Below are 25,140 nucleotides of genomic sequence, written 5' to 3' on the forward strand. Positions count from 1 at the left end.
CCTGTGTCCCCGAAAGCTGGCATGCAGGTTGCTTATTGTTTGTGACCGGCCAATCATCGGCCGGGTTGACCGCGTGCAAGCCGGCCACCACAAGCCGGCAGCAGGCACAGCATCGGAGGAGCCATGAAGGACAGACCATCCCGTCCCGCCGCTTATGACGAAATGCGCGACAGCGCAGGCGGCATACGCTCCCAATACCAGGCGTTCGAACGCTGGCACCAAGAGCAGTCGGCCGAGGCCATGGCCGTGCGCCGGCTGGAAGCCGACCTTAGCTTTCGCCGGGTCGGCATCACGTTTTCCGTCGCCGGCGACGCCGCTGGCACCGAACGCCTGATCCCGTTCGACCTGATCCCGCGCATCATTCCCGCCGACGAATGGCGCCACCTGGAAGCCGGCCTGAAGCAGCGCGTGCGCGCGCTGAACATGTTCATCCACGACATCTACCACGGCCACGACATCGTGCGCGCGGGCATCGTGCCGGCCGAACAGGTATTCCTGAACGCCCAGTACCGCCCCGAAATGCAGGACGTGGACGTGGCCGAGGACATCTACTGCCACATCGCCGGCGTGGATATCGTGCGGGCCGGTGCGGGTGAATTCTATGTGCTGGAAGACAACCTGCGCGTGCCCTCGGGCGTGTCGTACATGCTTGAAAACCGCAAGATGTCGATGCGGCTGATGCCCGATGCGTTCAGCCGCATCAAGGTCGAACCGGTGGCGCACTATCCCGACCTGCTGCTGGACAACCTGCGCGAAGTGGCCCCGCATGGCGGCGACGATCCCACCGTGGTGGTGTTGACGCCCGGGATGTACAACTCGGCCTACTTCGAACACGCGTTCCTGGCCCAGCAGATGGGCGTGGAACTGGTCGAAGGGCAAGACCTGTTCGTGGAACAGAACACCGTCTACATGCGCACCACGCAAGGCCCGCGCAAGGTGGACGTCATCTACCGCCGGCTGGACGACGATTTTCTGGACCCGCTGTCGTTCCGGGCCGATTCGGCGCTGGGCGTGCCCGGCCTGCTGTCCGTTTACCGCGCGGGCCGCGTCACGCTGGCCAACGCCATCGGCACCGGCATCGCCGACGACAAATCCACCTATCTCTACGTGCCGGACATGATCCGGTTCTATCTCAGCGAAGAGCCCATCCTGTCCAACGTGCCAACCTGGCGTTGCGGGCGGCCTGATGAACTGTCACACGTGCTGGCCAACATGCACGACCTGGTGGTCAAGGAAGTGCATGGCGCCGGAGGCTACGGCATGCTGGTGGGCCCGTCCGCCAGCCGCGCCGAGGTCGAGGCCTTCAAGGAACGCGTGCGCGCCAACCCGGCCAACTACATCGCGCAGCCCACGCTGGCGCTGTCCACCGTGCCAACCTATGTGGAATCCGGCGTCGCGCCGCGCCACATCGACCTGCGCCCGTACGTGCTGTGCGGCAAGGACATCCGCACGGTGCCCGGCGGCCTGTGCCGCGTGGCGCTGACCGAAGGCTCGCTGGTGGTCAACAGCAGCCAGGGCGGCGGCACCAAAGACACCTGGGTTCTGGAGGACTGAACATGCTGAGCCGAACCGCCGACAACCTGTTCTGGATGTGCCGCTACATTGAACGCGCCGAAAACACGGCGCGCATGCTGGACGTGAACCTGCAAATGTCGCTGCTGCCGCAAGACCCGCAAACGCGCGAAGGCTCGTGGCTGGGCGTGCTGCGTATCTCCGAGCTGCAAGGGCTGTATCAAACCAAGTACGCCTCCATCTCGCCCAACGACGTGTTGCAGTACATGGTGCGTGATCCGGAGAACGCATCGTCGATCTATTCCTGCATGCGCGCGGCCCGGGAAAACGCGCGCGCCGTGCGTGGCAGCCTGACCACCGAGGTCTGGGAAACCTACAACACCACCTGGCTGGAATTACTTAAGCATCTGCATACCGGCCTGCTGGAACGCAATCCCGGTGAGTTTTTTGAATGGGTGAAGTTCCGATCGCATCTGGCGCGGGGCGTCACGATCGGCACGATGCTGGAAGACGAGGCGCTGTATTTCCTGCGCATCGGCATGCACCTGGAACGCGCGGACAATACCGCGCGGATGCTGGACGTGAAGTTCCACGAACGCGGCAGCCAGGCCACGACGGAAGCGCGCGGCGAAGGCTCGGGCACTGCGGCGCTGCAAAGCGAGTTCTATCGTTGGTCGGCACTACTCAGTTCAGTGTCCGGGCTGGAGATCTACCGCAAGGTGTACCGCGACGTCATCACGCCGGACCGCGTGGCCGAGCTGCTGATCCTGCACCCCGACATGCCACGCTCGCTGCTGTCGTCGATGCGAGCCGTGTCCGAAGACCTGGCGCGCGTCTCCAACCAACGCTCAACCGAGACCCAGCGCCGCGCGGGCATGCTGTGCGCCGAGCTGCAATTTGGCCGCGTCGAGGACATTCTGGATAGCGGCCTGCACCAATACCTGGACCATTTCCTGGACCGCATCAACGATTTGGGCAACCGGATCAGCCAGGACTTCCTGGTCCCGCTGTCGGCATAACACGGAGACAGCCCCATGAAACAGTTCATCACGCACGTCACGCACTACCGCTACACGGCGCCGGTTACCTACAGCATCCAGACGCTGCGCATGACCCCGCGCGACGACGAACACCAGCGCGTGCTGCGGTGGCACATTGAAGCGCCCGGCGCGTTGGAAAAGCAGGTGGACGCGTACGGCAACATCACCCACACGCTGACCTTGAACCGCCCGCACACCGATATCGAACTGCGTGTGGTCGGGCAGGTGCAGGTGGCGCCGCTGACGCGTGGCCTTTTAGGTAGCGAAGACAGCCGCCTGCCCGTGCACGCCTATTGCGTGCAGACGCCGTTGACCCAGGCGGACGACACCATACTGGCCTTCGTGCGCGGCGTGCTGCCCAACGGCCTGGGCACCCAGGACGACATCCTGGCGCTGGCCAACGCCATCAGCGACCGCGTGGCGTACGAACCCGGCACCACCGACGTGACCACGGCCGCCAACCAGGTGCTGGCGATGGGCCACGGCGTCTGCCAGGATCACGCCCACCTGTTCCTGGCCTGCGTGCGCGGGTTGGGCGTGCCCGCGCGCTACGTCAGCGGCTACGTGCACACCACCACCGAACACTCGGCCAGCCACGCCTGGGCCGACGTGTTTTTGCCCGACATCGGCTGGACCAGTATCGACGTCACCAACCGCCAATTCGCGTCCGACAGCCATTGCCGCCTGGCCGTGGCGCGGGATTACGATTCCGCCTCGCCCGTGCGCGGCGTGCGCAGCGGCGGGGGTGAAGAATCCATGGAGATCAGCGTGCAGGTGCAGACGTCCGGCCAGCAATAACCGCCGCGCCCACGCCGCAATACAATGCGGCGTGGTTTCTTTGAATGATCGATCATGACCTATTGCGTAGCCGCCCGCCTTGATGCCGGCCTGGTTTTCCTTTCTGACTCCCGCACGAACGCCGGCGTCGACCAGATCAGCGTCTTCCGAAAAATGACCGTCTTCGAGCGCCCGGGCGAGCGCGTCATGGTGCTGATGAGCTCGGGCAACCTGGCCGTCAGCCAGGCGGTGCTGCATGCGCTGGCGCGCCAGCACGACGAAGGCGGCGACACCATCTGGAACGCGCCCGACCTGTTCGAGGCCACCCGCTGCGTGGGCGCGGCGGTGCGCGAGGTCTACCGCCGCGAGGCGCCCGCGTTGCAGGAACAGGGCGTGGAGTTCAACGTCAGCCTGATTTTCGGGGGACAGATCGGCACGGAAGGCTGCCGGCTGTTCCAGGTCTACGCGGCCGGCAACTTCATCGAAGCCAGCCAGGAATGCCCGTACTTCCAGATCGGCGAAGCCAAGTACGGCAAGCCCATCCTGGACCGCGTGCTGCGCCCGGACACGTCGCTGGACGAGGCCGCCAAGTGCGCGCTGATCTCCATGGACTCGACCTTGCGGTCAAACATCTCAGTGGGCCTGCCGCTGGACCTGCTGGTCTACGACACCGACACGCTGCGCGTGACCCACTTTGCCAGCATCGACGAACGCAACGAGTATTTCCGCATGATCCGGGGCACCTGGGGCGAGCGCCTGCGCCAGGTCTTTGCCGAAATCCCGGACCCGCTGTGGACCAACCCCAACGACCCCGGTTCGCTGGTGCCACCCAGCCGCGTGCACCAGCCGCTGCGTGTTGAACCCGTCAATGCGCCCCCGGCCAGCAGCTATCCCGCGCCGCAAGTGCTGGCAGAGGACCCGGGCAAGGATCAGGCCAGTTAGGCGGCAAGCGGCAAGCGCCAATCCCCGTTACATCACCCGCAATCCGCGCCAGCCAAGCGGCAATCCGCGTTAACCCGCCTTTCCGCCCGCTGAAACCTGGCTTGAAAAACGGCGAATTCTCATCCTTGTTCCGACGGGCCACACTGGGGTCCATCAAAAAACCACAAGGAGCGAGACATGCCCCATCATTTCGCGCGCGCGGCCGTTCGCGTGGCCGATCGCGCCTCCGTTCGCGCCTCCCTTCGCGCGACCATTCGCGCCTCTATTCGCGCCTCTATTCGCGCCGCCTGGCCGGCACTGGCCCTGTCCTGCCTTGCCTGGGGCTCCGCCAGTGCGCAAGGCGCTTACCCCAACCACCCCATTTCGCTGGTCGTGCCGTTCGCCGCTGGCGGGCCGACGGACGTCGTGGCGCGCAGCCTGGGCGCGTCCATGGCCAAGACGCTTGGGCAAAGCGTCATCATTGAAAACCGCACCGGCGCGGGCGGCACGCTGGCCTCGCAGCATGTGGCGCGCGCGGCGCCGGACGGCTACACGTTCCTGATCCACCACAACGGCATGGCGACTGCCCCGGCCCTGTATCGCAAGCTGTCGTTCAACCCGCTGACCGACTTCGCTTACGTCGGCCAGGTGGCGGACGTGCCCATGACGCTGCTGGGCCGCAAGGACTTGCCGGCCGACGGCATGGCGGGCTTTATCAAATACGCGCGTGAAAACGGCAACAAGATCAACCTGGCCAACGCGGGCCTGGGCGCGGTGTCGCAGCTGTGCGGCATGCTGTTGCAGGAATCGCTGGGCGTGCAGTTCACCACCGTGCCCTATGCCGGCACGGCGCCCGCGATGACGGCGCTGCTGGGCGGCCAGGTAGACGTGCTGTGCGACCAGACCACACAGACCATCCCGCAGATCAAGGCCGACCGCGTCAAGCTGTTCGGTGTCACCACACTGGACCGCATCAAGACGCTGCCGGACGCGCCGACGCTACAGGAAGGCGGCTTGAAGGGCTTTGAGGTGAAGGTGTGGCACGGCGTCTATGCGCCCAAGGGCACGCCGCCAGAAGCCATCAACAAGTTCAACGCGGCGTTGCGCGCGGCGCTGAAGGACCCGGCGTTCTCGCAAAAGATGGCAGAGCTGGGCGCCGAGATCGTGCCGGAATCCAAGCAGACACCCGAAGGCTTGCAAACCTGGCTGCAAGCCGAGGTGGACAAGTGGGGCACCGTCATCCGCAAGGTAGGGGTGTACGCGGATTAAAAAAAAGGGGGGCATTTCTGCCCCCCCTTCTGCTTGCCGGATACCGCTTAGCGCTTAGCGCTTAGCGTTTACCGTTTACCGCTTACAGCGCCAGTTCCTTCCACACCGCCAGCGGGGCTTCCGCGTGGTTCAAGGTGTAGAAGTGCAGTCCGGGCGCGCCGTTGTCCAGCAGGGTCTGGCACAACTCGGTCACCACATCCACGCCAAAAGCGCGGATGGATGCCTTGTCGTCGCCAAACTCGGCCAGGCGCAGGCGGATCCAGCGCGGCACTTCGGCGCCGCACATTTCAGAGAAACGCAGCAGCTGGGTGTGGTTCGTGATGGGCATGATGCCCGGCACGATCGGCACCTTCACGCCCTTGGCCTGGGCCCGGTCGACAAAGTCGAAATAGGCGTCGGCGTTGAAGAAGTACTGCGTGATGGCCGCATCCGCGCCCGCGTTTACCTTGGCCACGAAATGGTCCAGGTCAAGCGACGGGTTGGCGGCCTGCGGGTGCATTTCGGGATAGGCCGCGACTTCAATGTGGAACCAGTCGCCCGTTTCCTCGCGGATGAACGACACCAGTTCGTTGGCGTAGCGCAGTTCACCCGCATCGCCGCCCATGCCCGAAGGCAGGTCGCCACGCAGCGCCACCACGCGCCGCACGCCTTCGTTCTTGTAGGTTTGCAGAATGTTGCGCAGATCCTGCCGCGTGGCGCCCACGCAAGACAGGTGGGGCGCGGCATCGCAGCCCAGGTTACGCAGCGTGCGCACGGCGTCGGCCGTGCCGGCGCGCGTGGAACCACCCGCGCCGAAGGTCACGCTGACGTACTTGGGCTGGATGGCCAGCATCTGCTTGGCCGCGCGAACCAGCCGTTCCTGACCAGCCAGGTCACGCGGCGGAAAGAACTCCAGGCTGAAAGCAGGGGAAGTCGAGTCAGACATTAGGGGATCAGTTTGGTAAGCAGGCCAGAGATGATGCTGTACAGAATGGCACCGCCCACGGCCCACCAGAACCCGTTGACCTGGAAGCCCTTCAGCACGGAGCCGACGAACCAGAACAACAAGGCGTTGATGACGATAAGGAAGAGCCCAAGGGTGACGATCGTGATGGGCAGCGTCAGCAGCACCAGCACCGGCTTGACCAGCATGTTCACCAGACCCAGCACCAGCGCGGCGATCAGCGCAGACCCGAAACTGGCCACGGCAATGCCGGGCAAGAGGTAAGCAACAGCCAGCAGGGCCACCGCGTTCAGAATCCAGACGAGTATCAATGTCACCATGTTCGAACTCCTGTATTGACGCTCCGCGGCCCTGGCTTCGACAGACAAAAACAGGGGAATCCGCGGTTCGGAAAACCCGCGCCAACATGGCGCGGGTCTTTCCTATTGTGCTTTCAACCCATCAATAACGGTAGTGCTCGGGCTTGAAGGGGCCTTCGACCGGCACGTTGATGTAGTCGGCCTGATCCTTGCGCAGCGTCGTCAGCTTCACACCCAGCTTCTTCAGGTGCAGGCGGGCAACCTTTTCGTCCAGGTGCTTGGGCAGCACATAGACTTCGCCCGACTTGTAGGCTTCGTTGCGCGTGAACAGTTCGATCTGGGCGATGGTCTGGTTGGCGAACGAGGACGACATCACGAACGACGGGTGGCCGGTGGCGCAACCCAGGTTCACCAGGCGGCCCTGGGCCAGCAGGATGATGCGCTTGCCGTCCGGGAAGATCACGTGATCGACTTGCGGCTTGATCTCTTCCCACTGGCAATCGGCCAGGCCGGCAACGTCGATTTCGTTATCGAAGTGGCCGATGTTGCAGACGATCGCCTGGTCCTTCATGGCGTTCATGTGCTCACGCGTGATGACGTGGTAGTTGCCGGTGGCGGTGACAAAGATGTCGCCATGCGCGGCGGCCTCGTCCATCGTCACGACCTTGAAGCCTTCCATCGCGGCTTGCAGGGCGCAGATCGGGTCGATTTCGGTGACCCAGACCTGCGCGCGCAGCGCGACCAGCGCCTGGGCGCAGCCCTTGCCCACGTCGCCGTAGCCGGCCACGACGGCGATCTTGCCGGCAACCATCACGTCGGTGGCGCGCTTGATGCCGTCAACCAGCGATTCGCGGCAGCCATACAGGTTGTCGAACTTGGACTTGGTGACCGAGTCGTTGACGTTGATGGCGGCAAAGGCCAGCTCGCCCTTTTGCGACATCTGGTACAGGCGATGCACGCCCGTGGTCGTTTCCTCAGTCACGCCCTTGATCTGCGCCAGGCGGGTCGAGTACCACTTCGGATCACGCTTGAGCGTTTCCTTGATGGCGGCAAACAGGATGCGTTCTTCGTCGCTGCCCGGGTTAGCCAGCACCGACAGGTCTTTCTCGGCCTTGGTGCCCAGGTGCAGCATCAACGTGGCGTCGCCGCCATCGTCCAGGATCATGTTGGCGTGCTGGCCATTGGGCCATTCGAAGATCTTGTGGGTGTACTGCCAGTACTCTTCCAGCGTTTCGCCCTTGACGGCGAAGACCGGCGTGCCCGACGCGGCGATGGCGGCGGCGGCGTGGTCTTGCGTGGAGAAGATGTTGCACGAGGCCCAGCGCACTTCGGCGCCCAGGGCCACCAGCGTTTCGATCAACACGCCGGTCTGGATGGTCATGTGCAGGCTGCCCGCGATGCGCGCGCCCTTGAGCGGCTGCGCGGCGGCGAACTCTTCGCGGATGGCCATCAGGCCGGGCATTTCGGTTTCGGCGATGGCCAGTTCACGACGGCCCCAGCCTGCCAGCGACAGGTCGGCAACCAGGTAATCGGAGAAGGATTTATCAGTTACAGCGTTCATGGTGTGTAGGCTCCACGTGAATTTCGAACGGCGCACGATATGGCCGGACAACGCGAATACACCACGACAGTCGAGTGCTCGCCTTTCCCGCCATATGCGACAAAGGTGAGCGCCGTTGCTGTAGCGACGCGCAAGGCGCGGCGCTTGAACAAGGATTCCTGAGCCTGGCGAGCCGGGTTCCGCGTAGATGTGCACGATGTGCCGTGCAAGGCGGTAACCACGGGGTCGTCGCAACGCTCCTCAGGATTGCCGGGGATTGTACCGGTTTGGCCGGGGGTGCGGAAACCCGTCCCTGAAAAAAAACGCGCGTCATCCCGCCTGCGCGGGCGTGGGCCGGGACGTCGATTCCGGGGGCAGCGGCTTCAATGGCACCAGGGCATCCAGCAAGGAGGTCGCCACGGCGTCCCAGCTGCGGGTCAACGCGTGCGCGCGCACCGCGTGGCGGTCCAGCGGCAAGGCGGCGCGGCAAGCATGCGCCAGGTCGTCGTCCAGGCAGCCGGTCACGCCGGGCGTCACCACCGCCAGCGGCGCCTCGCTGCGAAAGGCCGCCACGGGCGTGCCGCAGGCCATCGCTTCCAGCATCACCAGGCCAAACGTGTCGGTCAAACTGGGAAAGACGAACACGTCGGCGGCGCCATACAACGAAGGCAGTGCATCGTCCTGTTGCATCCCCAGGAATACCGCACCGGGAAAGCGTTTTTTCAGCCGAGCCTCATCCGGGCCGGCGCCCACCACGACCTTGCTGCCCGGCAGGTCCAGCGCCAGGAACGCGTCCAGGTTCTTTTCCCGCGCGACGCGGCCCACGCTCAGAAAAACAGGGCGGGGCAGATGGGCGAAAGCCTGGCTGGCGCTGGGTTGGAATTTGCGCGGGTCCACGCCGCGCGACCAGATGCGCAAGTTGCTCAAGCCGCGCCGCACCAGCACATCGCGCACCGTCGGCGTGGGCACCAGCACGCATCGCGACGGCCGGTGAAACCAGCGCAGATACCGCCACGGCAAGGCGGCGGGTATGCCCATGCGCGCTTGCAGGTAGTCGGGGAACATGGTGTGGAACGACGTGGTGAACGCCCAGCCGCGCGACAGGGCCATGCGTCGCGCCGCCAGCCCCAGCGGGCCTTCGGTGGCGATGTGCAGGGCGTCGGGGATGGTGTCGCCCAGGATGCGGCGCAGTTGCCGCCCGGGTTGCAGGCAAAGCCGCAGATCCGGCTCGGATGGCGCCGGCACGGTGCGGCTGCCTTCCGGGCTGACCACGATCAGTTCGTGACCCCATTCCTGCAGGATCTGCCGCATGGTCGTCCAGGTGCGGACGACGCCGTTGACTTGCGGATGCCAGGCATCCGTGACCAGGACGATGCGCATGATAAGGCCGGAAGTGGGCGATACCGCGATTTAGCCCGCTTCATGTGACATGACCAAGACGGCGGCGATGATCGGCCGCCGGGCGCGGTCACCCGCGCCGCAATGCGCCTTTCAGTTATTGCGCCGGGGATACCCCTGCGCCTTGATGCGCACCCAGACGTCGCGCTTTTCCTCTTCCGTCATGAAGACCCAGTTGGCCACTTCCATGGCCGTGCGGCCGCAACCCCGGCAGATGTCGTCGAACAGCGTCGAGCACACGGCCACGCAGGGGGAGTCGGTTGCCTTGAAGACGCGTTGCGCGTCGTCGGGGTCGGGTAGTTCGGAAAGGTTGGCGAAGTGGCGATTCATGGGGCGAAGGTTACCACCAGGGTTGTGTCCCTTTTTGGATAGCCCTATCGCCCGCCAAGGCTTGGTTGACGCCTGCCGCCTACCGCCATCCGAAGAAGGCGCCGGCCTCTTGCAGCAGCGCGTCGGGGCACTCTTCGGCCAGGTAATGCGCCCCCGGCAAGGGGCCGCCCGACACGTCATCGGCGATGGCGCGCCATAGCGCCAGCACGTCAAAATTCTTGCCCACCGCGCCGCGTTCGCCCCACAGCGCCCGCACGGGCATGCGCAGCCTTTCGCCGTTGGCGCGGCCGGCGCGGTCATGGTCCAGGTCCACCGTGGCGGATGCGCGATAGTCTTCGCAAAGACCGGTGGCCCAGCCCGGCAGGCGCGCCGCGCGTTCGTATTCGGCCATCGCCTCGGCGGAAAAATGCGCCAGCCCGCCGGGCCGGCCGCCCATCACCGACCGCAGATAGAACACCGGATCATGCTCGATCATCGTCTCCGGCCCGGGCGCGGGCTGGATCAGCCAGAACCAATGGAAGTACGCCTGAGCGAACGCGCGCGTCGTGCCCTCGTACATGTCCAGCGTCGGCGCGATATCCAGCAGCATCATGCGCGACACGGCCTCGGCATGGTCCAGGCCCATCCGGTGCGCCACGCGCGCGCCGCGGTCGTGCGCCAGCACGTCGAAGCGCGCATGGCCCAGCGCTTGCATCAGCCCAACCATGTCGGCCGCCATCTCGCGCTTTGAATGCGCAATGTGGCCGGGCGAGGCCGCAGGCTTGGTGCTGTCGCCATAACCCCGCAAATCGGCCGCCACGCAGGTGCGATGCTGCGTCAACGCCGGCCACACGCGGTGCCAGATGGCGCTCGTTTGCGGGTGGCCGTGCAGCAGCAGCAACGGCGGGCCCGCCCCGTCGATGCGCGCGGCGATCTCAACGCCATTGGTCTGGATACGGCGCACCGGCAAGTCGAAGAATGCGGTCATGGATACTGCCTCCTTGTGGATTTATCGTGCTGCCCGGTCCAGGCGGTCGCGCACGGTGCGCGCCACATCCTTCATCCACGGATGCCGCGCCCAATGCGCCGCCTCGAACCGTTCAACATCGGGCAATTGCAGCAGCGACGCGCCCACCATGTCCTGGCCTTGCGCGTACATGCGGCGATGGCGTTCGGGCAGCGCAAAGCCTGCCGTCCAGCCATCCGCCGCGCGCACCTGCCCCGCCATGACGTCGATGGTCACGCGGTTGCCGCCCGATTCCTTCGTATTGGACACCCGCGCGAGCAAGGCGTCGACTTTCAAGGCGGGCAGGCTGACCAGCAGCAAGCCGTTGTTGACCGCGTTGAAGTAGAAGATCTCGCCAAAGCTGGGCGCGATCACGGCGCGGATGCCAAATTGCTGCAAGCCCCACACCGCGTGTTCGCGGCTGGAGCCACAGCCAAAGTTGGGTCCGGCCACCAGCACCGACGTGCCCGCGTAAGCGTCCTGGTTCAGCACAAAGTCCGCACGCGGTGCACCATGCTCGTCAAAGCGCAGGTCGTACAGCAGGCCACGGTCCAGCCCTGCCTTGTCGATGATGCGCAAAAACTGCTTGGGCATGATCTGGTCGGTGTCCAGATTGGAAAACGGCAGCGGCGCGGCCACGCCTTCGATCAACGGGTTCATTTGGCAAGACTCCATTCACGGACATCGACAATGCGGCCGGCCAGCGCGGCGGCGGCGGCCATGGCGGGGCTCATCAGGTGCGTGCGCCCTGCCCGCCCCTGGCGGCCTTCGAAATTACGGTTGGTGGTGGACGCGCAGCGCTCGCCGGGCCGCAGCACATCGTCGTTCATGGCCAGGCACATCGAACAGCCGGGTTGCCGCCATTCGAAGCCCGCTTCGATCAGCACCGCCGCGAGTCCTTCGGCCTCGGCCTGCGCGCGCACCGCGCCCGAGCCCGGCACGACCATGGCGCGCACGCCATCGGCCACTTTTCTGCCGCGCGCCAGGTCGGCCACGACACGCAGGTCTTCGATGCGCCCGTTGGTGCAGGACCCGATGAAGACACGGTCCACCGGCACGCCCGCAATCGGCGCCCCCGCTGCCAGGCCGATGTAGTCCATCGCCTTTTCCAGCGCCAGCCGCGCCAGCTGATCGGGTTCGGCTTGCGGGTCAGGCACGTGGCCCGTGATCGGCAGCGCCTGGTCGGGGCTGGTGCCCCACGTGACAAACGGCGCGATGTCGGCGGCGTTGAACGCGTGTTCCACATCAAAGGCCGCATCCGAGTCGCTGCGCAAGGTGGCCCAGTGCGCACGCGCCTGCATCAGCAGGTCGCCATGCAGTTGCGGCGCGTGCGCGGTCACGTAGGCGTCGGTGGTGGCGTCCGGGGCGATCAGCGCGGCGCGCGCGCCGGCCTCCACCGTCATGTTGCACAAGGTCATGCGGGCCTCGGCGGACAGCGCCTCGATAGCCTGGCCGCTAAATTCCACCGCGTGCCCGCGCGCGCCTTGCGCCCCCATCCGATGCACCAGATAAATGACCAGATCCTTGGCGGACACGCCCACGCCCAGCGTGCCGTCCACGCGGATGCGCAGGTTGCGCGCCACGCGGTACACCAGCGTCTGCGTGGCCAGGATGTGTTCAACCTCGGACGTGCCGATACCAAAGCCCAGCGCCCCCAGCGCGCCGTAGGTGGTCGTGTGGCTGTCCCCGCACAACACCACCATGCCGGGCAGGATCATGCCGTGCTCGGGCGCGATCACGTGTTCGATGCCCTGCAACGGGTCGGTCGTATCGAACAGCGCAATGTGCTGCGCATCGCAATTGCGCTTCAAGTTCACGGCCTGGCGCGACGAGGCCTCATCGGCAATCACGCGCAACGCCGACGGCACGGGATGCGTGGGGATGATGTGGTCCACCACCGCCATCTGCTGCCCTGGCCGCAACACGGCCCTGCCGCGCGCGGCCAGTCCGCTGAAGGCTTGCGGGCTGGTGTATTCGTTCATGATGTGCAGATCGACGTACAGCAGGATGTGCTCGTCGTCGATGCGGGCCACCTCATGGCTGGCCACCAGTTTGTCGTACAGCGTCATGCCGGGCATGTCTTGCTTCCTTATGTCTTGCCTGATTGCTTGATTGCTTGATTGCTTGATTGCTTGATCGCTTGCTTGTCTGAAGCGGGGCGCCCGCCTTGCCAACGGGCGGGTCTTGCTGCGTCTTGCTGTGTCTTCTGTGTTTTCTGGGCCGGATCAGTCGGCCGGCTCAGTCAGCCGGCTCAATTCGCCTGGATGCCGGCGTCCTTCACCACCCCTGCCCAGCGCGTCATCTCGGCGGCCACCATGTCGTCCGTCTTGGCGGGCGTGGAGACCAGCGGGTCAAAGCCTTCGCGCTGCATGCGCGCCTTGAGCTCCGGCGATTGCAGCGCCTGGGCCAGCTTTGCGTTCAAGGTGTCGATCACCGGCTGCGGCGTACCGGCCGGCGCGCTGATGACGAACCAGGTGTTGAACTCATACCCGGGCAAGCCGGATTCCGCGATGGTCGGCACATCGGGCAACAGCGGCGAACGCGTGGTGCCCGTCACGCCAAGCGCACGCAACTTCTTGCCGTCCACCTGCGGCTTGGCGGCCGACAGCACCGGAAAGCTCATCTGCACTTGCCCGCTGATGGTGTCGACCATGGCCGGCCCGCCGCCCTTGTACGGCACGTGCAGAATCTGCGTCTTGGACACCGACTTGAACAGCTCCGCCGCCATGTGGAAGGTGCTGCCCGTGCCCGCCGAGCCAAAGCTCAGATCGTTGGCGGGCCGCGCGCGCACATAGGTCAGCAGTTCACCGACGTTCTTCACGGGCAGGGCGTTGGTCACCGTCAGCACATGTTGCGACGTCCCCACCGTGCCCACCGAACGCAGATCCTTCTTCGTATCGAACGGCATGTCCTTGAACAGCGCCGGGTTGATGGCCAGCGACATCGTGTTGATGGCCAGCGTGTAGCCGTTGGGCTGCGCGCGCGCCACGGCGGCCATGCCGATGTTGCCCGACGCGCCCGCGCGGTTTTCAACGATCACGCTTTGCCCCAGCGCGCGCGCCCACGCGTCCGAGATCAGCCGCGCGGCGATATCGACGCTGCCGCCGGGCGCAAACGGCACAACCAGCGTCACGGCGCGGTCGGGAAATGCGTCGGCGGCGGCAGCCGGAAGGCTCCAACAGGCGCCAGCAACTAGCGCCGCGCACCAGGCGCGCGTGGTCGGTTTGATCTTCATGCGGTGTCTCCTCGATTGGCCGCGTTGATGGGAGGTCCCGTGCGGCTCTGCTTGGGTGAGGCCAGTGTATAAGCGGGGTCGATTCTTATAATTCGCGGTAAAACGAATTCTTTATTAAATTGAATTTATAAATACCGCTACGCGCCTGCCTGCGCTGCCTGCCATGGACGCCCTTTCCGATCTCGCTTTCTTTTCGTTGGTGGTCAAACACGGCAACCTGTCCGCCACCGCGCGCGAACTGGGCCTGACCCCGCCCGCCGTCAGCGCGCGGCTGGCCAGGCTGGAACAGCGGCTGGGCGTACGCCTGCTGAACCGCACCACACGCCGCGTCAGCGTCACGCAAGAAGGCGAGCTATATCTGGCCGAGGGCGGCCGCATCCTGGCCGACCTCGAAGCGCTGGAACGCTCGGTATCCAGCGCCCGCGCCCAACCCCAAGGCCTGCTGCGGCTGAACGCCACCTTCGGCTTCGGCCGCGCCCACATCGTGCCCGCCGTATCCGACTTCGCGCGGCAGTACCCCGACGTGGAAGTGTTGATGCGGCTGACGGACCGGCCGCTGAACCTGATCGAAGAAGGGTTCGACGTTGCCGTTCGCTTCGGCGACCTGCCCGACGCCCGCCTGACGGCCCGCAAGATCGCCTCCAACCGCCGGCTGCTGTGCGCCTCGCCGCGCTACCTGGACACCTACGGCGAACCCCGCACGCCGGGCGAGCTGCAACGCCACCGCTGCATCGTCGTCCGCGAAAACGACGTCGCCTACGGCACCTGGCGCCTGCAAGCCGGCCAACGCACCGAAACCGTAAAGGTGCGCGGCCCGGTCAGTTCCAACGACGGCCAAAGCGCGCTGGAATGGGCACTGGACGGCCACGGCATCGTCATGCGCTCCGAATGGGAAACCGCCGCCTACCTGCGCGACGGCCGGCTACGCGAAGTGCTGGCCGACTGGCGCACTCCCCCCGCCGACATTCACGCGCTATACCCGGAACGCCTGAACCTGCCGGCCAAGACGGTGGCGTTCGTGGACTTTCTGGCCCAACGATTTGCGCGGTATCTGAAGGCGCCGGGCGGGGCGGGAGGAGCGTGGTGATGCACGCCGCCGACACGGTCGACTTGTAGCCTCGGGGCTACAAAACGCCTTGTCGTGCCAGATTTTGTAGCCGGCGGGCTACATGAAGCCTGCACTATGCGTGGCATCTGCTCGCGAACTATGTGGTCCGTAACGCGGATTGCCATGCCAAGAACATCGCGCTGTATTACACGTCACGCGCCGATGTGGCTTACACGCCGATCTATGACGTCGTCACCACCCAGGCCTATCCCCAGTTCAGCAACAGCGCCCCTGCGCTATCTGTCGACGGGCGCAAGACGTGGGCGCCGGGAAACACGCTGGCCAGGTTCATGCTGGCCCGGCTAGGCATCGCTTCCAGGCAGTACCACGCCATGGTCGAACAACTATGTGAATCGGCAGTGGAGGTGGGTAATGAAGTCATCGAAGCGGCAAAGAACGAGCCGCAATGGCGTTGGATCGCCAAGCAAATGGTGCACGCCTGGAACGACGGCATGTGCGCATTGCGCAGTCCAAAGCTCGGTCGACAATATCGTGGCCTTGAAGACGCGATCGCCAATGCCGGCTATGAGGCCGCGGACACACCGTTAAATACCGCGCGGGTCATCGGACGGTCCGACGGGCTGGCCGCGCCACGGCGGGCGTAGCCGCCCCCCTCAAATTTCATCAATCGCCGTACTTGCCGTTGTTCCCGCCGGGGCTTCCCCCGCGCCGATGGCGTAGCGGTCGCGGGTGGTGACGTAGAAGCTGGCGCCGAAGCGGCCTACCGGGAAGTAGTCTTGCAGGCGCACGCGCCAGGTGTCCGTGTCGATCAGGCCGTCGCGGGCGTGCAGCCAGCGGACCTGGCCGATGAAGATCTGGCGGCTGGCGGTTTCCATGGTTTCGTACAGCGTGCATTCGAAGGCGACGGGCGCCTGCACGATGCGCGGCGGCTTGACGTGGTGGCTGGGCGCGGCGTCCAGGCCCGCGTGGGCAAGCTCGCTGACGTCGGCGGGCAGGCGGTCGCCGCAGCGGTGCATTTTTTCGGCCATGGCTTCGTCGGTCAGGTGCACCACAAATTCCTTGTCGCGGGCGATGTTGCGCGCCGTGTCCTTCAGGCCGCCGTCTTCCAGCCGGTTGATGCTGACCATGACGATGGGCGGATCTTCGCCCAGCATGTTGAACATGCTGAACGGCGCGGCGTTGACCACGCCGGTTTCCGACAAGGTGGTGATCAGCGCAATCGGCCGGGGCACGATCAGGCTGGCCATCAGCTTGTAGCGCTGGTATTCGGTGATAGCGTCGAAGTCGATTTCCATATCAGGCCAGTCCCAGCATCTGGGCAAGGGTTTGCGCGGGCTGCGGGCGCTCAAGGCTGATGCGCCGCTCCAGGTCCGCCAGGTGGTTGTCGTTGATCTTCACGGCCTCGGCCACGTCGCCGCGTTCCATCAGGTCCACGATCAGCACGTGTTCGCCGTGTTCGCACGCGGCATTGCCGGGCGGTTCGTACAGGGCCACGATGAGCGAGCAGCGCGACACCAGTTCCGCCAGGTAGCCGTGCAGGATGGCGTTGCCGGAAAGCTCGCCCAGGCGCACGTGAAAAGCGCTGGCCTGGCGTGCCCAGGCGGGCTGGCCGGCGCGGTGCAAGAGCGCGTGCTCATCGCGCAGCTGCTTGCGCAGCGATGCGTAGTCGGCCTTGGTGGCGCGCGCGACGGCCAGCGGCAACAGCGCGGCCTCCAGCGCGCGGCGCGCCTGAAAGATCTGGCGCGTGTCTTCGGGCGTGGGCTCGGCCACCACGGCGCCCCGGTTGTGGTGCAGGTCCACCACATGCTCGTGCGCCAGCCGCTGCAAGGCCTTGCGCGCCACCGAGCGCGACACGCCGAACAATTCGCAGATGGCCGCTTCGGGCAGCTTCGTGCCGGGCGTCAGCCGCTGGCTCATCACGCTTTCATAGACGGCTTCGCAGATGCGGCGCTCCATGTCGCTGTCGGGCGCTCCTTCGGGAACGACGGCACCTGGGTCGGGCGTGGCGCCGATGTTGTCACGGGCGGCGGGCTTGGCGCGGGGTTTGGCGGATTGTCGGGTTGGCATGCTGGACTCGGGCAATGGACTCGGGCAATGAAAGGGCAAGACGGGCAAGACAGGCGGACGGACAAGCGGACGGGCAAGCGGGGCGAGGGATGGCGCAATCGGTGGCCGCTCTGGATGGCTGCTTTAGATAGCCCCTCATGATGGCTGCTCTGGATGGCTGCTCCGGATGGCTGCTCTGGATGGCTGCTCAAAGCGCCGCGATCACCCCCGGTGGCAGGCCGTCCACATGGCGGCAGATTTCACCGGGCGTGGTGAACCAGATCTCGCCGCGATCGCGCGCGGCGGCCAGCGGTTCCAGTGCCCGCCGCAGATGACGCAAGCGGTACGGCTGCCCGACGATATAGGGATGCAGCGCAATGCCCATCACGAGCGGCTGGCGGGCCGACTGTGCGCGCATCTCTTCGAACTGGTCAAGAATCATATCGGCAAAGTCGCGCGCGTCCATCTTGCGGCCCATGATCATCGGGATGTCGTTGAGCTCTTGCGGATAAGGAATGGCCCACAGGTCGCCCGCGCGGGTGCGCATGCGCATGGGCTGATCGTCATGGCACCAGTTCAATGTATAGCGATAGCCGGCCTCGGCCAGCAGGTCGGGCGTGGCGTGGCTTTCGGATATCCACGGCGACAACCAGCCCGCCGGCGCCTGCCCGACATGCTGCTCGATGCGATCGCGGCAATGCGCCAGCAGCGCGCTTTCCTCGTCTTCCGGCAAGCCGCCCTGGCGATGCGCGTTGCTGTAGCCGTGGCCGATCAGTTCGTCGCCGCGCGCGCGAAACGCCTCGACCAGTTCGGGGCAGTGGTCATACAGCGCGGTGTTGATCAGCACGCCGGCCGGCAAGCGCAGTTGGTCGAACAGATCCAGGCAGCGCCACGCGCCGACGCGGTTGCCGTATTCGCGCCAGGCGTAGTTCAGCACGTCAGGATGCGGTGACGCGGGCCCCAATTCGGCTCCCAGCCCCTCGCCAAATGCAAAGTGTTCGATGTTGAAGCCCAGGTACACGGCCAGCCGCGCGCCGTTCGGCCAGGTGTAGTCGGGCCGGTCGGCGATGCCCTGATAGGCGAAACGGCCATGGCAGGCCAACGCGGCGGGCGTCCACGCATTGGCGTCGTCACGCCCCGGATTAGTGCTTGCGAGCAAGGTTGGATTCATTTTGGTGCAAATCCTGATGCATGATTGTTAACAAAATTCCAGAAGCTTTGGAAACAAAACTCGGCTTTGACGCAGACAAACCACGTTCAAAGACGCTGCTTGCCCCTCGTGGCGCAGTGATCAACACCCCCGGCGACCAGGTCGGCACAGATGGCATGGATCTTGCATGGGCTACGCAAGCAGCACTTATCCCCATGCAAGATCCGTTCCACTTTTTCAGGAGTGCCCCGATGGTCCCGACCCGCCGTTCCTTCCTGCTTCGCGCCACCGCCGCCGCCCTCTTCACGGCCGGCCTCGCCCTGCAACCGGCGCTTGCCGCCGACCCCATCAAGATCGGCCTGATCACCGCGCTGTCGGGTGAATCGGCGCGCGCCGGCGAAGCGCTCACGCGTGGCATGACCATCGCCATCGACGAGATCAACGCCAAGGGCGGCTTGCTGGGCGGACGCCAGATCGTGCTGGTGCGGCGCGATGACGAAGGCAATCCCGCCAAGGGCATGGCCGCCGCGCGCGAGCTGATCTTCAAGGAAAAGGTGGCCGTGCTGTTTGGCGGCCTGGACACGCCGGTGTCGATGGCCATCGTGCCCATCGTGAATCAGGAAAAGGTGCCGTTCATGGGCCCGTGGGCCGCCGGCACCGCCATCACGCAGAACAAGGGCAACCCGAACTTTGTGTTCCGCGTGTCGGCCATGGACGAAATCGTCGACAGCGCCATGCTTCAGTACGCGCAAAAGACGTTTCAGACGGCCAAGCCCGGCCTGATCCTGGTGAACAACCCGTGGGGCGAATCGAATGAAAAAGGCCTGAATGCGGCCATGGCCGCCGCCAAGGTCACGCCGGCCGGCACTGAAAAATTCCAGCCGAATGATCTGGACGTCGTGCCGCAACTGAGCCGTCTGAAGGCCGCGGGCGCCGACACGCTGTTCCTGGTGGGCAACGTGGGCCCGTCGGCGCAAGTGGTGAAGTCGCTGGACCGCATGGGCTGGAAGGTGCCGATCGTGTCGCACTGGGGCCCGGCCGGTGGCCGCTTCACGGAGTTGGCCGGCCCCAACGCCAAGAACGTGCACTTCGTGCAGACCTACAGCTTCTTTGGCAAGCAAGGGCCGGTGGGCGACAAGGTGATGCAGGCGCTCAAGACCAAGTATTCCGACATCAAGGGCCCGCAGGACATCACCCCCGCCGTGGGCGTGGCCAACGCGTACGACGGCATGCAGTTGGCGGCGCTGGCAATTACGCAGGCCGGCTCGACCGATGGCGATGCCGTCCGCCAGGGCTTCTACAAGATCGGCAAGTACGACGGCCTGATCAAGACCTACGAACAGCCCTTCACGCCGACCTCGCATGACGCGCTGCGCGAGGACGACTACGTGTGGACGCAGTTCATCGACAACCGCATCCTGCCCGTCAAGGGCACGCAATAAGGCGGCGCGGCACGGCATCGCCGGCCGCCACGCAAACCAGCACTTGAATCACGCGGGAGACGCGCATGTTGTTGATGTCCGCCATAGTCAGCGGCCTGGGTCTGGGAAGCATGTATGGGCTGATGGCCCTGGGCTTCTACCTGACCTACGCCGTGTCGGGGACGGTGAATTTCGCCCAGGGCAGTTCCATGATGTTGGGCGCCGTGCTGACCTATACCTTTGCGCAGACACTGGGCTGGCCGCTTGCGCCCGCGCTGTTGGTGGCGCTGGCCTTGTGCGGCGTGTATGGCCTGGTGGTCGAACGCCTGGCGGTGCGGCCGTTCGCCAGCCGGGGTTCCAACGCGTGGCTGATGTCGACGGTGGCGCTGGGCATCGTGCTGGACAACGTGGTGATGTTCACCTTCGGCAAAGAGCCGCGCAGCCTGCCGTCTCCGCTGGCCCAGGCCCCGCTTGAAATCGGTGGCCTGGGGCTGGGCATCTATCCGCTGCAATTGCTGATCCCGCTGGTCGGGCTGGCGCTGGCGGCCGCGCTGCATACGCTGTCGCGTCGCACGCGCTGGGGCGTGGCATTGCTGGCCGTGGTGCAGAACCCGAACGCCGCGCGCCTGATGGGCATCCCGGTGCGCCACGCCATCATGGCCGCGTTTGCCGTGTCCACGCTATTCGCGGGCGTGGCCGGCGCACTGGTCGCGCCGCTGTTCAACGTGCAGGCGGACATGGGCACGCTGTTCGGGCTGAAGGCGTATGTGGTCGCCATCCTGGGCGGCATCACCAGCGCCTGGGGCGTGATGATCGCGGGCCTGTTGTTCGGCGTGGTCGAAGCGCTGATCACCGTGGCGCTGGGCTCCGGATACACCCAGATCATCAGCTTCACGCTGGTGATCGTCATGCTGGCCGTGCGTCCCAACGGACTCTTCGGCCGCGCCGATGTCAGGAAGGTCTGATGAATAAGCAACTTGCATCGCGCTGGCTACCGCTGGCGCTGTACGCCGTGCTGGCCGTGGCGGCGCTGGCGCTGGCGGCCACCGTCAACGGCTACTACGTCTTCGTGCTGGGCAACGTGGCGCTGCTGGCGCTGGCCGGCATCGGCCTGAACGTATTGCTGGGCCTGACCGGCCAGATGTCATTCGGACACGCGGGCTTTTACGCCATCGGCGCCTACACCGTGGCCATCCTGACGGGCCAGGCGGGCTGGAGCTTCTGGTTGGCGTGGCCGGCCGCAGCGCTCGTGGCCGGCGCCTTTGGCCTGCTGCTGGCGCTGCCGGCGCTGCGCGTCAAAGGGCCGTACCTGGCGATGATCACCATCGCGTTCGGCTTCATCGTGGAACACGCGCTGATCGAAGGCGGCGATATCACCGGTGGGCAGAACGGATTGATGGGCATCGTGCAGCCCTCGCTTGCCGGTATCGGCGGCGACCGGGGCGTGGCGATGTTGGCCATCGTTGCCGTGTTCGTGGCGTTGGCGGCTTATGCGCTGCTATCGCGCGGGACTTGGGGCGCGGCGATGCGGGCCGTCAAGGACAGCGAGACGGCCAGCGAATCCATCGGCATCAACCCCTTGATGGTCAAGACCGTGGCGTTCATGGTGTCGGCCGCCGTGGTCGGCCTGGCGGGCGGGCTGGTTGCGCCGCAAGCCGGCATGATTACGCCGCACAACTTCAACTTCATGCAGTCGATCCTGTTCGTGCTGGCGGTAACGCTGGGCGGCGCGGGCTCGTTGGCCGGCCCCTTGTTGGGCGCGGTGGTGGTGGGCCTGCTGCCCGAACTGCTGTCCAGCCTGGAGGAATACCGGCTGCTGTTCTTCGGCGCATTCCTGTTGGTGGTGTTGTGGGCCGCGCCGGATGGCGTCGCGGGCTTGCTGTCACGCTGGCGGCGCCGCGCGGCGAACCACGCGCTGGCGCCGCGCCAAGGTGGCGGCATGGCGGCCGCCGCGCGCGACCGGCGCGTGTTGCGCGCGGACGCGCTGACGATGACATTTGGCGGCGTGCGCGCGGTGCAGTCCGTGTCGTTCGACGTACCTCCCGCCGCCGTCACCGCGCTGATCGGGCCCAACGGCGCGGGCAAGTCCACCGTCATCAACATGCTTAGCGGCTACTACCAACCGACCAGCGGCGCGGTGTCGCTGGGCGATGCGCCGCTGGCCGCGCTGCCCGCCTATCGCGTGGCGCGCAGCGGCATTGCGCGCACCTACCAGACGTCACAGCTGTTCGACACGTTGACGGTGGAAGACAACGTGGCGCTGGGCATGGTGCGCGGCCGACTGGGCGGCTTGCTGGCCTCGCGCCGCTACCTGGCAGCGGACGTGCGCGAGCGCGCCCGCGCGCTGCTGGCCTTCTGCGGCTACGAAGGCGCGCTTGACGTGCCCGCCGCCGACCTGCCGCACGTGGACCGGCGGCTGGTCGAGATTGCGCGCGCGCTGGCCACGGATGCCGACATCCTGTTGATGGACGAGCCCGCTGCCGGCCTGTCGCGCGAAGACAAAACGCGCCTGGCGGGTCTGCTGCGACGCATCGCCGATGCGGGCGCCGGCGTGCTGCTGGTGGAACACGACATGGCGCTGGTGATGGGCGTGTCCGATCACATCGTGGCGATCGACGCCGGCCGTGAACTGGCCAAGGGCAACCCCGCGCAGATCCAGCAGTCGCCAGCCGTGCGTCAGGCGTATCTGGGTGATGAAAACGCCCGGCGCGCGCCCGCCGCCCGGCAGCGCCCGGCCGGCGCCGCCATCGGGCCCGAAGTGCTGGGGGTCGGAAATCTGGCCACCGGCTACGGCGCCAACCCCGTGCTGCACGGCATCGACCTGCAAGTGCGGCAAGGCGAGATGGTGGCCTTGCTGGGTGCAAACGGCGCCGGCAAATCCACGCTGATGCGCACGCTGGCCGGGCTGCATCGGCCGGCCGAGGGCGGCATGCACCTGCAAGGCACCGAACTGAACGGCCTGGCCGCCGACCGCATCGTTGCGCGCGGGCTGGTGTTGGTGCCAGAGGGGCGGCAGGTGTTTCCCGGCCTGAGCGTGCTGGACAACATCCGGCTGGGCGCGTTCCTGCATCCGCAAGACCGCGAGGCGCGCGTCGAGGAAATGCTGACGCGTTTTCCGCGCCTGCGCGAACGCCTGCATCAACGCGCCGGCCTGTTGTCAGGCGGCGAACAACAGATGCTGGCGATTGCGCGCGGCTTGATGTCCAAGCCCGTGATCCTGCTGCTGGACGAACCATCGCTGGGCCTGGCGCCCAAGATCATCGACGAACTGTTCGAAGCGCTGGACCGCCTGCGCGCGGAATCCATGACGATTCTGCTGGTGGACCAGATGGCGGCGCTGGCGCTGTCATTGGCCGACCGGGCCTATGTGCTGGAATCGGGACGCGTGGCGGCGCATGGCACGGCAGCGGAAATTGCACAGGACGGCGCGCTGGCACGCGCGTATCTGGGCGCATAGCGGCGCATCAGGCCGCTTGTCGCACCGCCACGCTGCCCGGGTCCCAGCGGCGGCCAGGCACGGCGGCAAGCAGCGCTTGCGTGTACGGATGCGCGGGGTGTCTGAAGACGTCCGCGCAGCCCCCCTCCTCCACGATCTTTCCATCTTTCATGACGGCCACGTGATCACAGACCTGCGCCGCCACCCGAAGATCGTGCGTGATGAACACGATGGACAAGCCCAGTTGCTGGCGCAGCCGCGCGAGCAACGCCAGCACTTGCGCCTGCACCGACACGTCCAGCGCCGAGACGGGTTCGTCCGCGATCAGCACGCGCGGCCGCATCGCCAGGGCGCGCGCCAAGCCCACGCGCTGCCGCTGTCCGCCCGAAAATTCATGCGGATAACGCCTCACCGCATCCGCCGACAGGCCGACCAGTTCAAATAGCTCTTGTGCCAACCCCCATGCCTCGCGCCGGGGCATGCCGTGCACCATCGGGCCTTGCGCCACGATTTCACCCACGCGCTGGCGCGGGTTCAACGACCCATACGGATCCTGAAACACCATCTGCACGCGCCTGGCATGCGCGCGGCGCGCGGTGGCTCCCTTGAACGCCAGCGGCTCGCCCGCCAGCACGATGCTGCCCGCATTTGGCGCCTGCAAGCCCAGCAGCGTGCGCGCCAGCGTGGACTTGCCCGATCCGCTTTCGCCGACGATGCCCAACGTCTGGCCCTCTCGCAGCGTCAGGCCGACGTTGTCCAGCGCATGCGTCACGCGGTCCGGTCGCCAGAACGCGCCGCGCTTGCGATACGTCTTGGACAGCGCCCGGGTCTGCAAGATGACCGGCGCATCGGCGTCCAGCGTCGCGCGCACGGCGGCCGGTTCCAACGGCGGCACCGCTGCAATCAGCGCGCGCGTGTACGGGTGCTGCGGGCGCTCCAGGACCTGCTCAGCGGAACCGCTTTCGACCAACACCCCCTGCTGCATCACCGCCACCCGATCTGCAATCTCGGCGACCACGCCGAAGTCATGCGTGATGAACAATACCGCCGTGCCTTTGCGCCGTTGCAGGTCGTGTATCAAGTGCAGTATCTGCGACTGCGTGGTGACGTCCAGCGCGGTCGTCGGTTCATCCGCGATAAGCAGCGCCGGCTCCAGGGCAAGAGCCATGGCGATCATCGCGCGCTGGCGCTGGCCACCAGACAGTTCATGCGGATAGGCGTGTACGGCCTGCTTGGGATTCGGCAGGCGGACCGACTCGAGCAGGTCCAGCGTGCGCCGCGCGATTTCAGCGTTCGGCAGACGGGTGTGGGTGCGAAAGACCTCGCCTATCTGATCGCCGATGGTGCGCAGCGGATTCAAAGCCGTCATGGGCTCTTGGAAGATCATGCCGATACGCCGGCCGCGCAAACGGCGCAAGGCCTCGGGCGACATTTGCAGCAGGTCCTGGCCTTCCCAATGAATCTGTCCGCCGCTGGCCCGCACGCCCTGCGGCAACAGGCCCAGGATGGCGCCCGCCGTTAACGATTTTCCGGACCCGCTTTCGCCCACCACGCACACGATCTCGCCCGCCTTCACGCTAAGCGTCAGGTCTTTCAATGCGTGCGGTCGGTCGGCGCCCGGCGGAAGGTCCACCGTCAAATTCTGGATGTGAAGCAATTGGGTCATGTTGGTTCAAGCCTTGCGCCGCCTAGGTAGACCCGCACAGGCTTGCCGGGCTTGCAAGGCGACGTGATGGTTCTGCCGGGAGGAAGCCGACGATAGTAGGCCC

Annotated in this window: 22 protein-coding genes, 1 pseudogene and 1 riboswitch; of the genes and pseudogenes, 10 read left to right on the top strand and 13 right to left on the bottom strand. The window is 65.9% G+C overall.

Annotation, left to right across the window (positions count from 1 at the left end; all coding sequences use genetic code 11):
* Positions 1–123: 123 nt before the first annotated feature.
* The 5 genes from AC6LJY_RS05770 (at position 124) to AC6LJY_RS05790 (ending at position 5,519) form a co-directional block, all read left to right on the top strand.
* On the top strand, positions 124–1,554 hold the full coding sequence (locus AC6LJY_RS05770) for a circularly permuted type 2 ATP-grasp protein (RefSeq protein WP_046803025.1): 1,431 nt from the start codon (positions 124–126) through the stop codon (positions 1,552–1,554).
* A 2-nt stretch (positions 1,555–1,556) separates the two neighbouring features.
* A complete protein-coding gene (locus AC6LJY_RS05775; RefSeq protein WP_046803024.1) occupies positions 1,557–2,531 on the top strand; it encodes an alpha-E domain-containing protein in 975 nt (324 codons plus the stop codon).
* A 15-nt stretch (positions 2,532–2,546) separates the two neighbouring features.
* Positions 2,547–3,350, top strand: a complete 804-nt coding sequence (locus tag AC6LJY_RS05780; RefSeq protein ID WP_046803023.1) for a transglutaminase family protein — start codon at positions 2,547–2,549, stop codon at positions 3,348–3,350.
* A 54-nt stretch (positions 3,351–3,404) separates the two neighbouring features.
* On the top strand, positions 3,405–4,271 hold the full coding sequence (locus tag AC6LJY_RS05785; protein ID WP_046803022.1) for a proteasome-type protease: 867 nt from the start codon (positions 3,405–3,407) through the stop codon (positions 4,269–4,271).
* A gap of 177 nt (positions 4,272–4,448) precedes the next feature.
* Complete coding sequence (locus AC6LJY_RS05790) at positions 4,449–5,519, top strand: tripartite tricarboxylate transporter substrate-binding protein (RefSeq protein ID WP_498135460.1); 1,071 nt, start codon at positions 4,449–4,451, stop codon at positions 5,517–5,519.
* Between the two features lie 82 nt (positions 5,520–5,601).
* Here AC6LJY_RS05790 and metF read toward each other — a convergent pair whose 3' ends face one another.
* The 9 genes from metF to AC6LJY_RS05835 all read right to left on the bottom strand — a co-directional run bounded on the left by metF (position 5,602) and on the right by AC6LJY_RS05835 (position 14,249).
* Positions 5,602–6,444: a methylenetetrahydrofolate reductase [NAD(P)H] gene (gene metF, locus AC6LJY_RS05795; protein ID WP_498135461.1), complete on the bottom strand. Its 843-nt coding sequence runs from the start codon at positions 6,442–6,444 to the stop codon at positions 5,602–5,604.
* The gene (locus AC6LJY_RS05800; RefSeq protein WP_006224804.1) at positions 6,444–6,779 is read right to left on the bottom strand and encodes a phage holin family protein; all 336 of its coding nucleotides are present in this window, start codon (positions 6,777–6,779) and stop codon (positions 6,444–6,446) included. Before AC6LJY_RS05800 ends, metF begins: the two co-directional genes overlap by 1 nt.
* A 124-nt stretch (positions 6,780–6,903) precedes the next feature.
* Positions 6,904–8,322: an adenosylhomocysteinase gene (gene ahcY, locus AC6LJY_RS05805; protein ID WP_046803020.1), complete on the bottom strand. Its 1,419-nt coding sequence runs from the start codon at positions 8,320–8,322 to the stop codon at positions 6,904–6,906.
* A gap of 100 nt (positions 8,323–8,422) precedes the next feature.
* A riboswitch (S-adenosyl-L-homocysteine riboswitch) is annotated at positions 8,423–8,570 on the bottom strand.
* Positions 8,571–8,631: 61 nt separating this feature from the next.
* Positions 8,632–9,681 carry a glycosyltransferase family 4 protein gene (locus tag AC6LJY_RS05810; RefSeq protein ID WP_046803019.1) on the bottom strand — a complete coding sequence of 350 codons (1,050 nt, stop codon included), beginning with the start codon at positions 9,679–9,681 and terminating at the stop codon, positions 8,632–8,634.
* 111 nt (positions 9,682–9,792) lie between these two features.
* Positions 9,793–10,029, bottom strand: a complete 237-nt coding sequence (locus AC6LJY_RS05815; protein ID WP_046803018.1) for a DUF1289 domain-containing protein — start codon at positions 10,027–10,029, stop codon at positions 9,793–9,795.
* A 79-nt stretch (positions 10,030–10,108) separates the two neighbouring features.
* Positions 10,109–10,996 (bottom strand): alpha/beta fold hydrolase, encoded by an 888-nt coding sequence (locus AC6LJY_RS05820; RefSeq protein ID WP_498135462.1) that lies wholly within the window; start codon positions 10,994–10,996, stop codon positions 10,109–10,111.
* A gap of 21 nt (positions 10,997–11,017) precedes the next feature.
* Positions 11,018–11,674, bottom strand: a complete 657-nt coding sequence (leuD, locus tag AC6LJY_RS05825) for a 3-isopropylmalate dehydratase small subunit (RefSeq protein ID WP_498135463.1) — start codon at positions 11,672–11,674, stop codon at positions 11,018–11,020.
* Positions 11,671–13,092: a 3-isopropylmalate dehydratase large subunit gene (leuC, locus tag AC6LJY_RS05830; protein ID WP_498135464.1), complete on the bottom strand. Its 1,422-nt coding sequence runs from the start codon at positions 13,090–13,092 to the stop codon at positions 11,671–11,673. Before leuC ends, leuD begins: the two co-directional genes overlap by 4 nt.
* A gap of 173 nt (positions 13,093–13,265) precedes the next feature.
* Positions 13,266–14,249, bottom strand: a complete 984-nt coding sequence (locus AC6LJY_RS05835; RefSeq protein ID WP_046803014.1) for a tripartite tricarboxylate transporter substrate binding protein — start codon at positions 14,247–14,249, stop codon at positions 13,266–13,268.
* Positions 14,250–14,412: 163 nt separating this feature from the next.
* Between AC6LJY_RS05835 and AC6LJY_RS05840 the strand changes: the two genes are divergently transcribed.
* Both AC6LJY_RS05840 and AC6LJY_RS05845 read left to right on the top strand, forming a co-directional pair.
* Positions 14,413–15,336, top strand: coding sequence for a LysR family transcriptional regulator (locus tag AC6LJY_RS05840; protein ID WP_104142593.1), 924 nt, complete (start codon positions 14,413–14,415; stop codon positions 15,334–15,336).
* Positions 15,337–15,431: 95 nt separating this feature from the next.
* Positions 15,432–15,962 (top strand): annotated as a pseudogene (locus AC6LJY_RS05845) (HipA domain-containing protein); the annotation flags it as partial.
* Between the two features lie 9 nt (positions 15,963–15,971).
* Here the strand turns inward: AC6LJY_RS05845 and AC6LJY_RS05850 are convergent.
* The 3 genes from AC6LJY_RS05850 to AC6LJY_RS05860 form a co-directional block, all read right to left on the bottom strand.
* Positions 15,972–16,613 carry a flavin reductase family protein gene (locus tag AC6LJY_RS05850; protein ID WP_046803011.1) on the bottom strand — a complete coding sequence of 214 codons (642 nt, stop codon included), beginning with the start codon at positions 16,611–16,613 and terminating at the stop codon, positions 15,972–15,974.
* Between the two features lies 1 nt (position 16,614).
* On the bottom strand, positions 16,615–17,385 hold the full coding sequence (locus AC6LJY_RS05855) for a GntR family transcriptional regulator (RefSeq protein ID WP_104142592.1): 771 nt from the start codon (positions 17,383–17,385) through the stop codon (positions 16,615–16,617).
* Between the two features lie 187 nt (positions 17,386–17,572).
* The gene (locus AC6LJY_RS05860; RefSeq protein WP_185975329.1) at positions 17,573–18,535 is read right to left on the bottom strand and encodes a polysaccharide deacetylase family protein; all 963 of its coding nucleotides are present in this window, start codon (positions 18,533–18,535) and stop codon (positions 17,573–17,575) included.
* A gap of 230 nt (positions 18,536–18,765) precedes the next feature.
* Between AC6LJY_RS05860 and AC6LJY_RS05865 the strand changes: the two genes are divergently transcribed.
* From AC6LJY_RS05865 to AC6LJY_RS05875, 3 genes are all read left to right on the top strand, one after another.
* Positions 18,766–19,956: an ABC transporter substrate-binding protein gene (locus AC6LJY_RS05865; RefSeq protein WP_104142591.1), complete on the top strand. Its 1,191-nt coding sequence runs from the start codon at positions 18,766–18,768 to the stop codon at positions 19,954–19,956.
* Positions 19,957–20,021: 65 nt separating this feature from the next.
* Positions 20,022–20,900, top strand: a complete 879-nt coding sequence (locus AC6LJY_RS05870; protein WP_046803008.1) for a branched-chain amino acid ABC transporter permease — start codon at positions 20,022–20,024, stop codon at positions 20,898–20,900.
* Entirely contained in the window at positions 20,900–23,392 is a 2,493-nt protein-coding gene (locus AC6LJY_RS05875) for a branched-chain amino acid ABC transporter ATP-binding protein/permease (RefSeq protein WP_498135465.1), read from the top strand. Before AC6LJY_RS05870 ends, AC6LJY_RS05875 begins: the two co-directional genes overlap by 1 nt.
* Positions 23,393–23,399: 7 nt before the next feature.
* Here the strand turns inward: AC6LJY_RS05875 and AC6LJY_RS05880 are convergent, their stop codons facing one another.
* Positions 23,400–25,037 (bottom strand): dipeptide ABC transporter ATP-binding protein, encoded by a 1,638-nt coding sequence (locus tag AC6LJY_RS05880; protein ID WP_314355286.1) that lies wholly within the window; start codon positions 25,035–25,037, stop codon positions 23,400–23,402.
* Positions 25,038–25,140 lie beyond the last annotated feature (103 nt).

The sequence above is a fragment of the Achromobacter sp. RT286_PF genome (assembly GCF_059760425.1).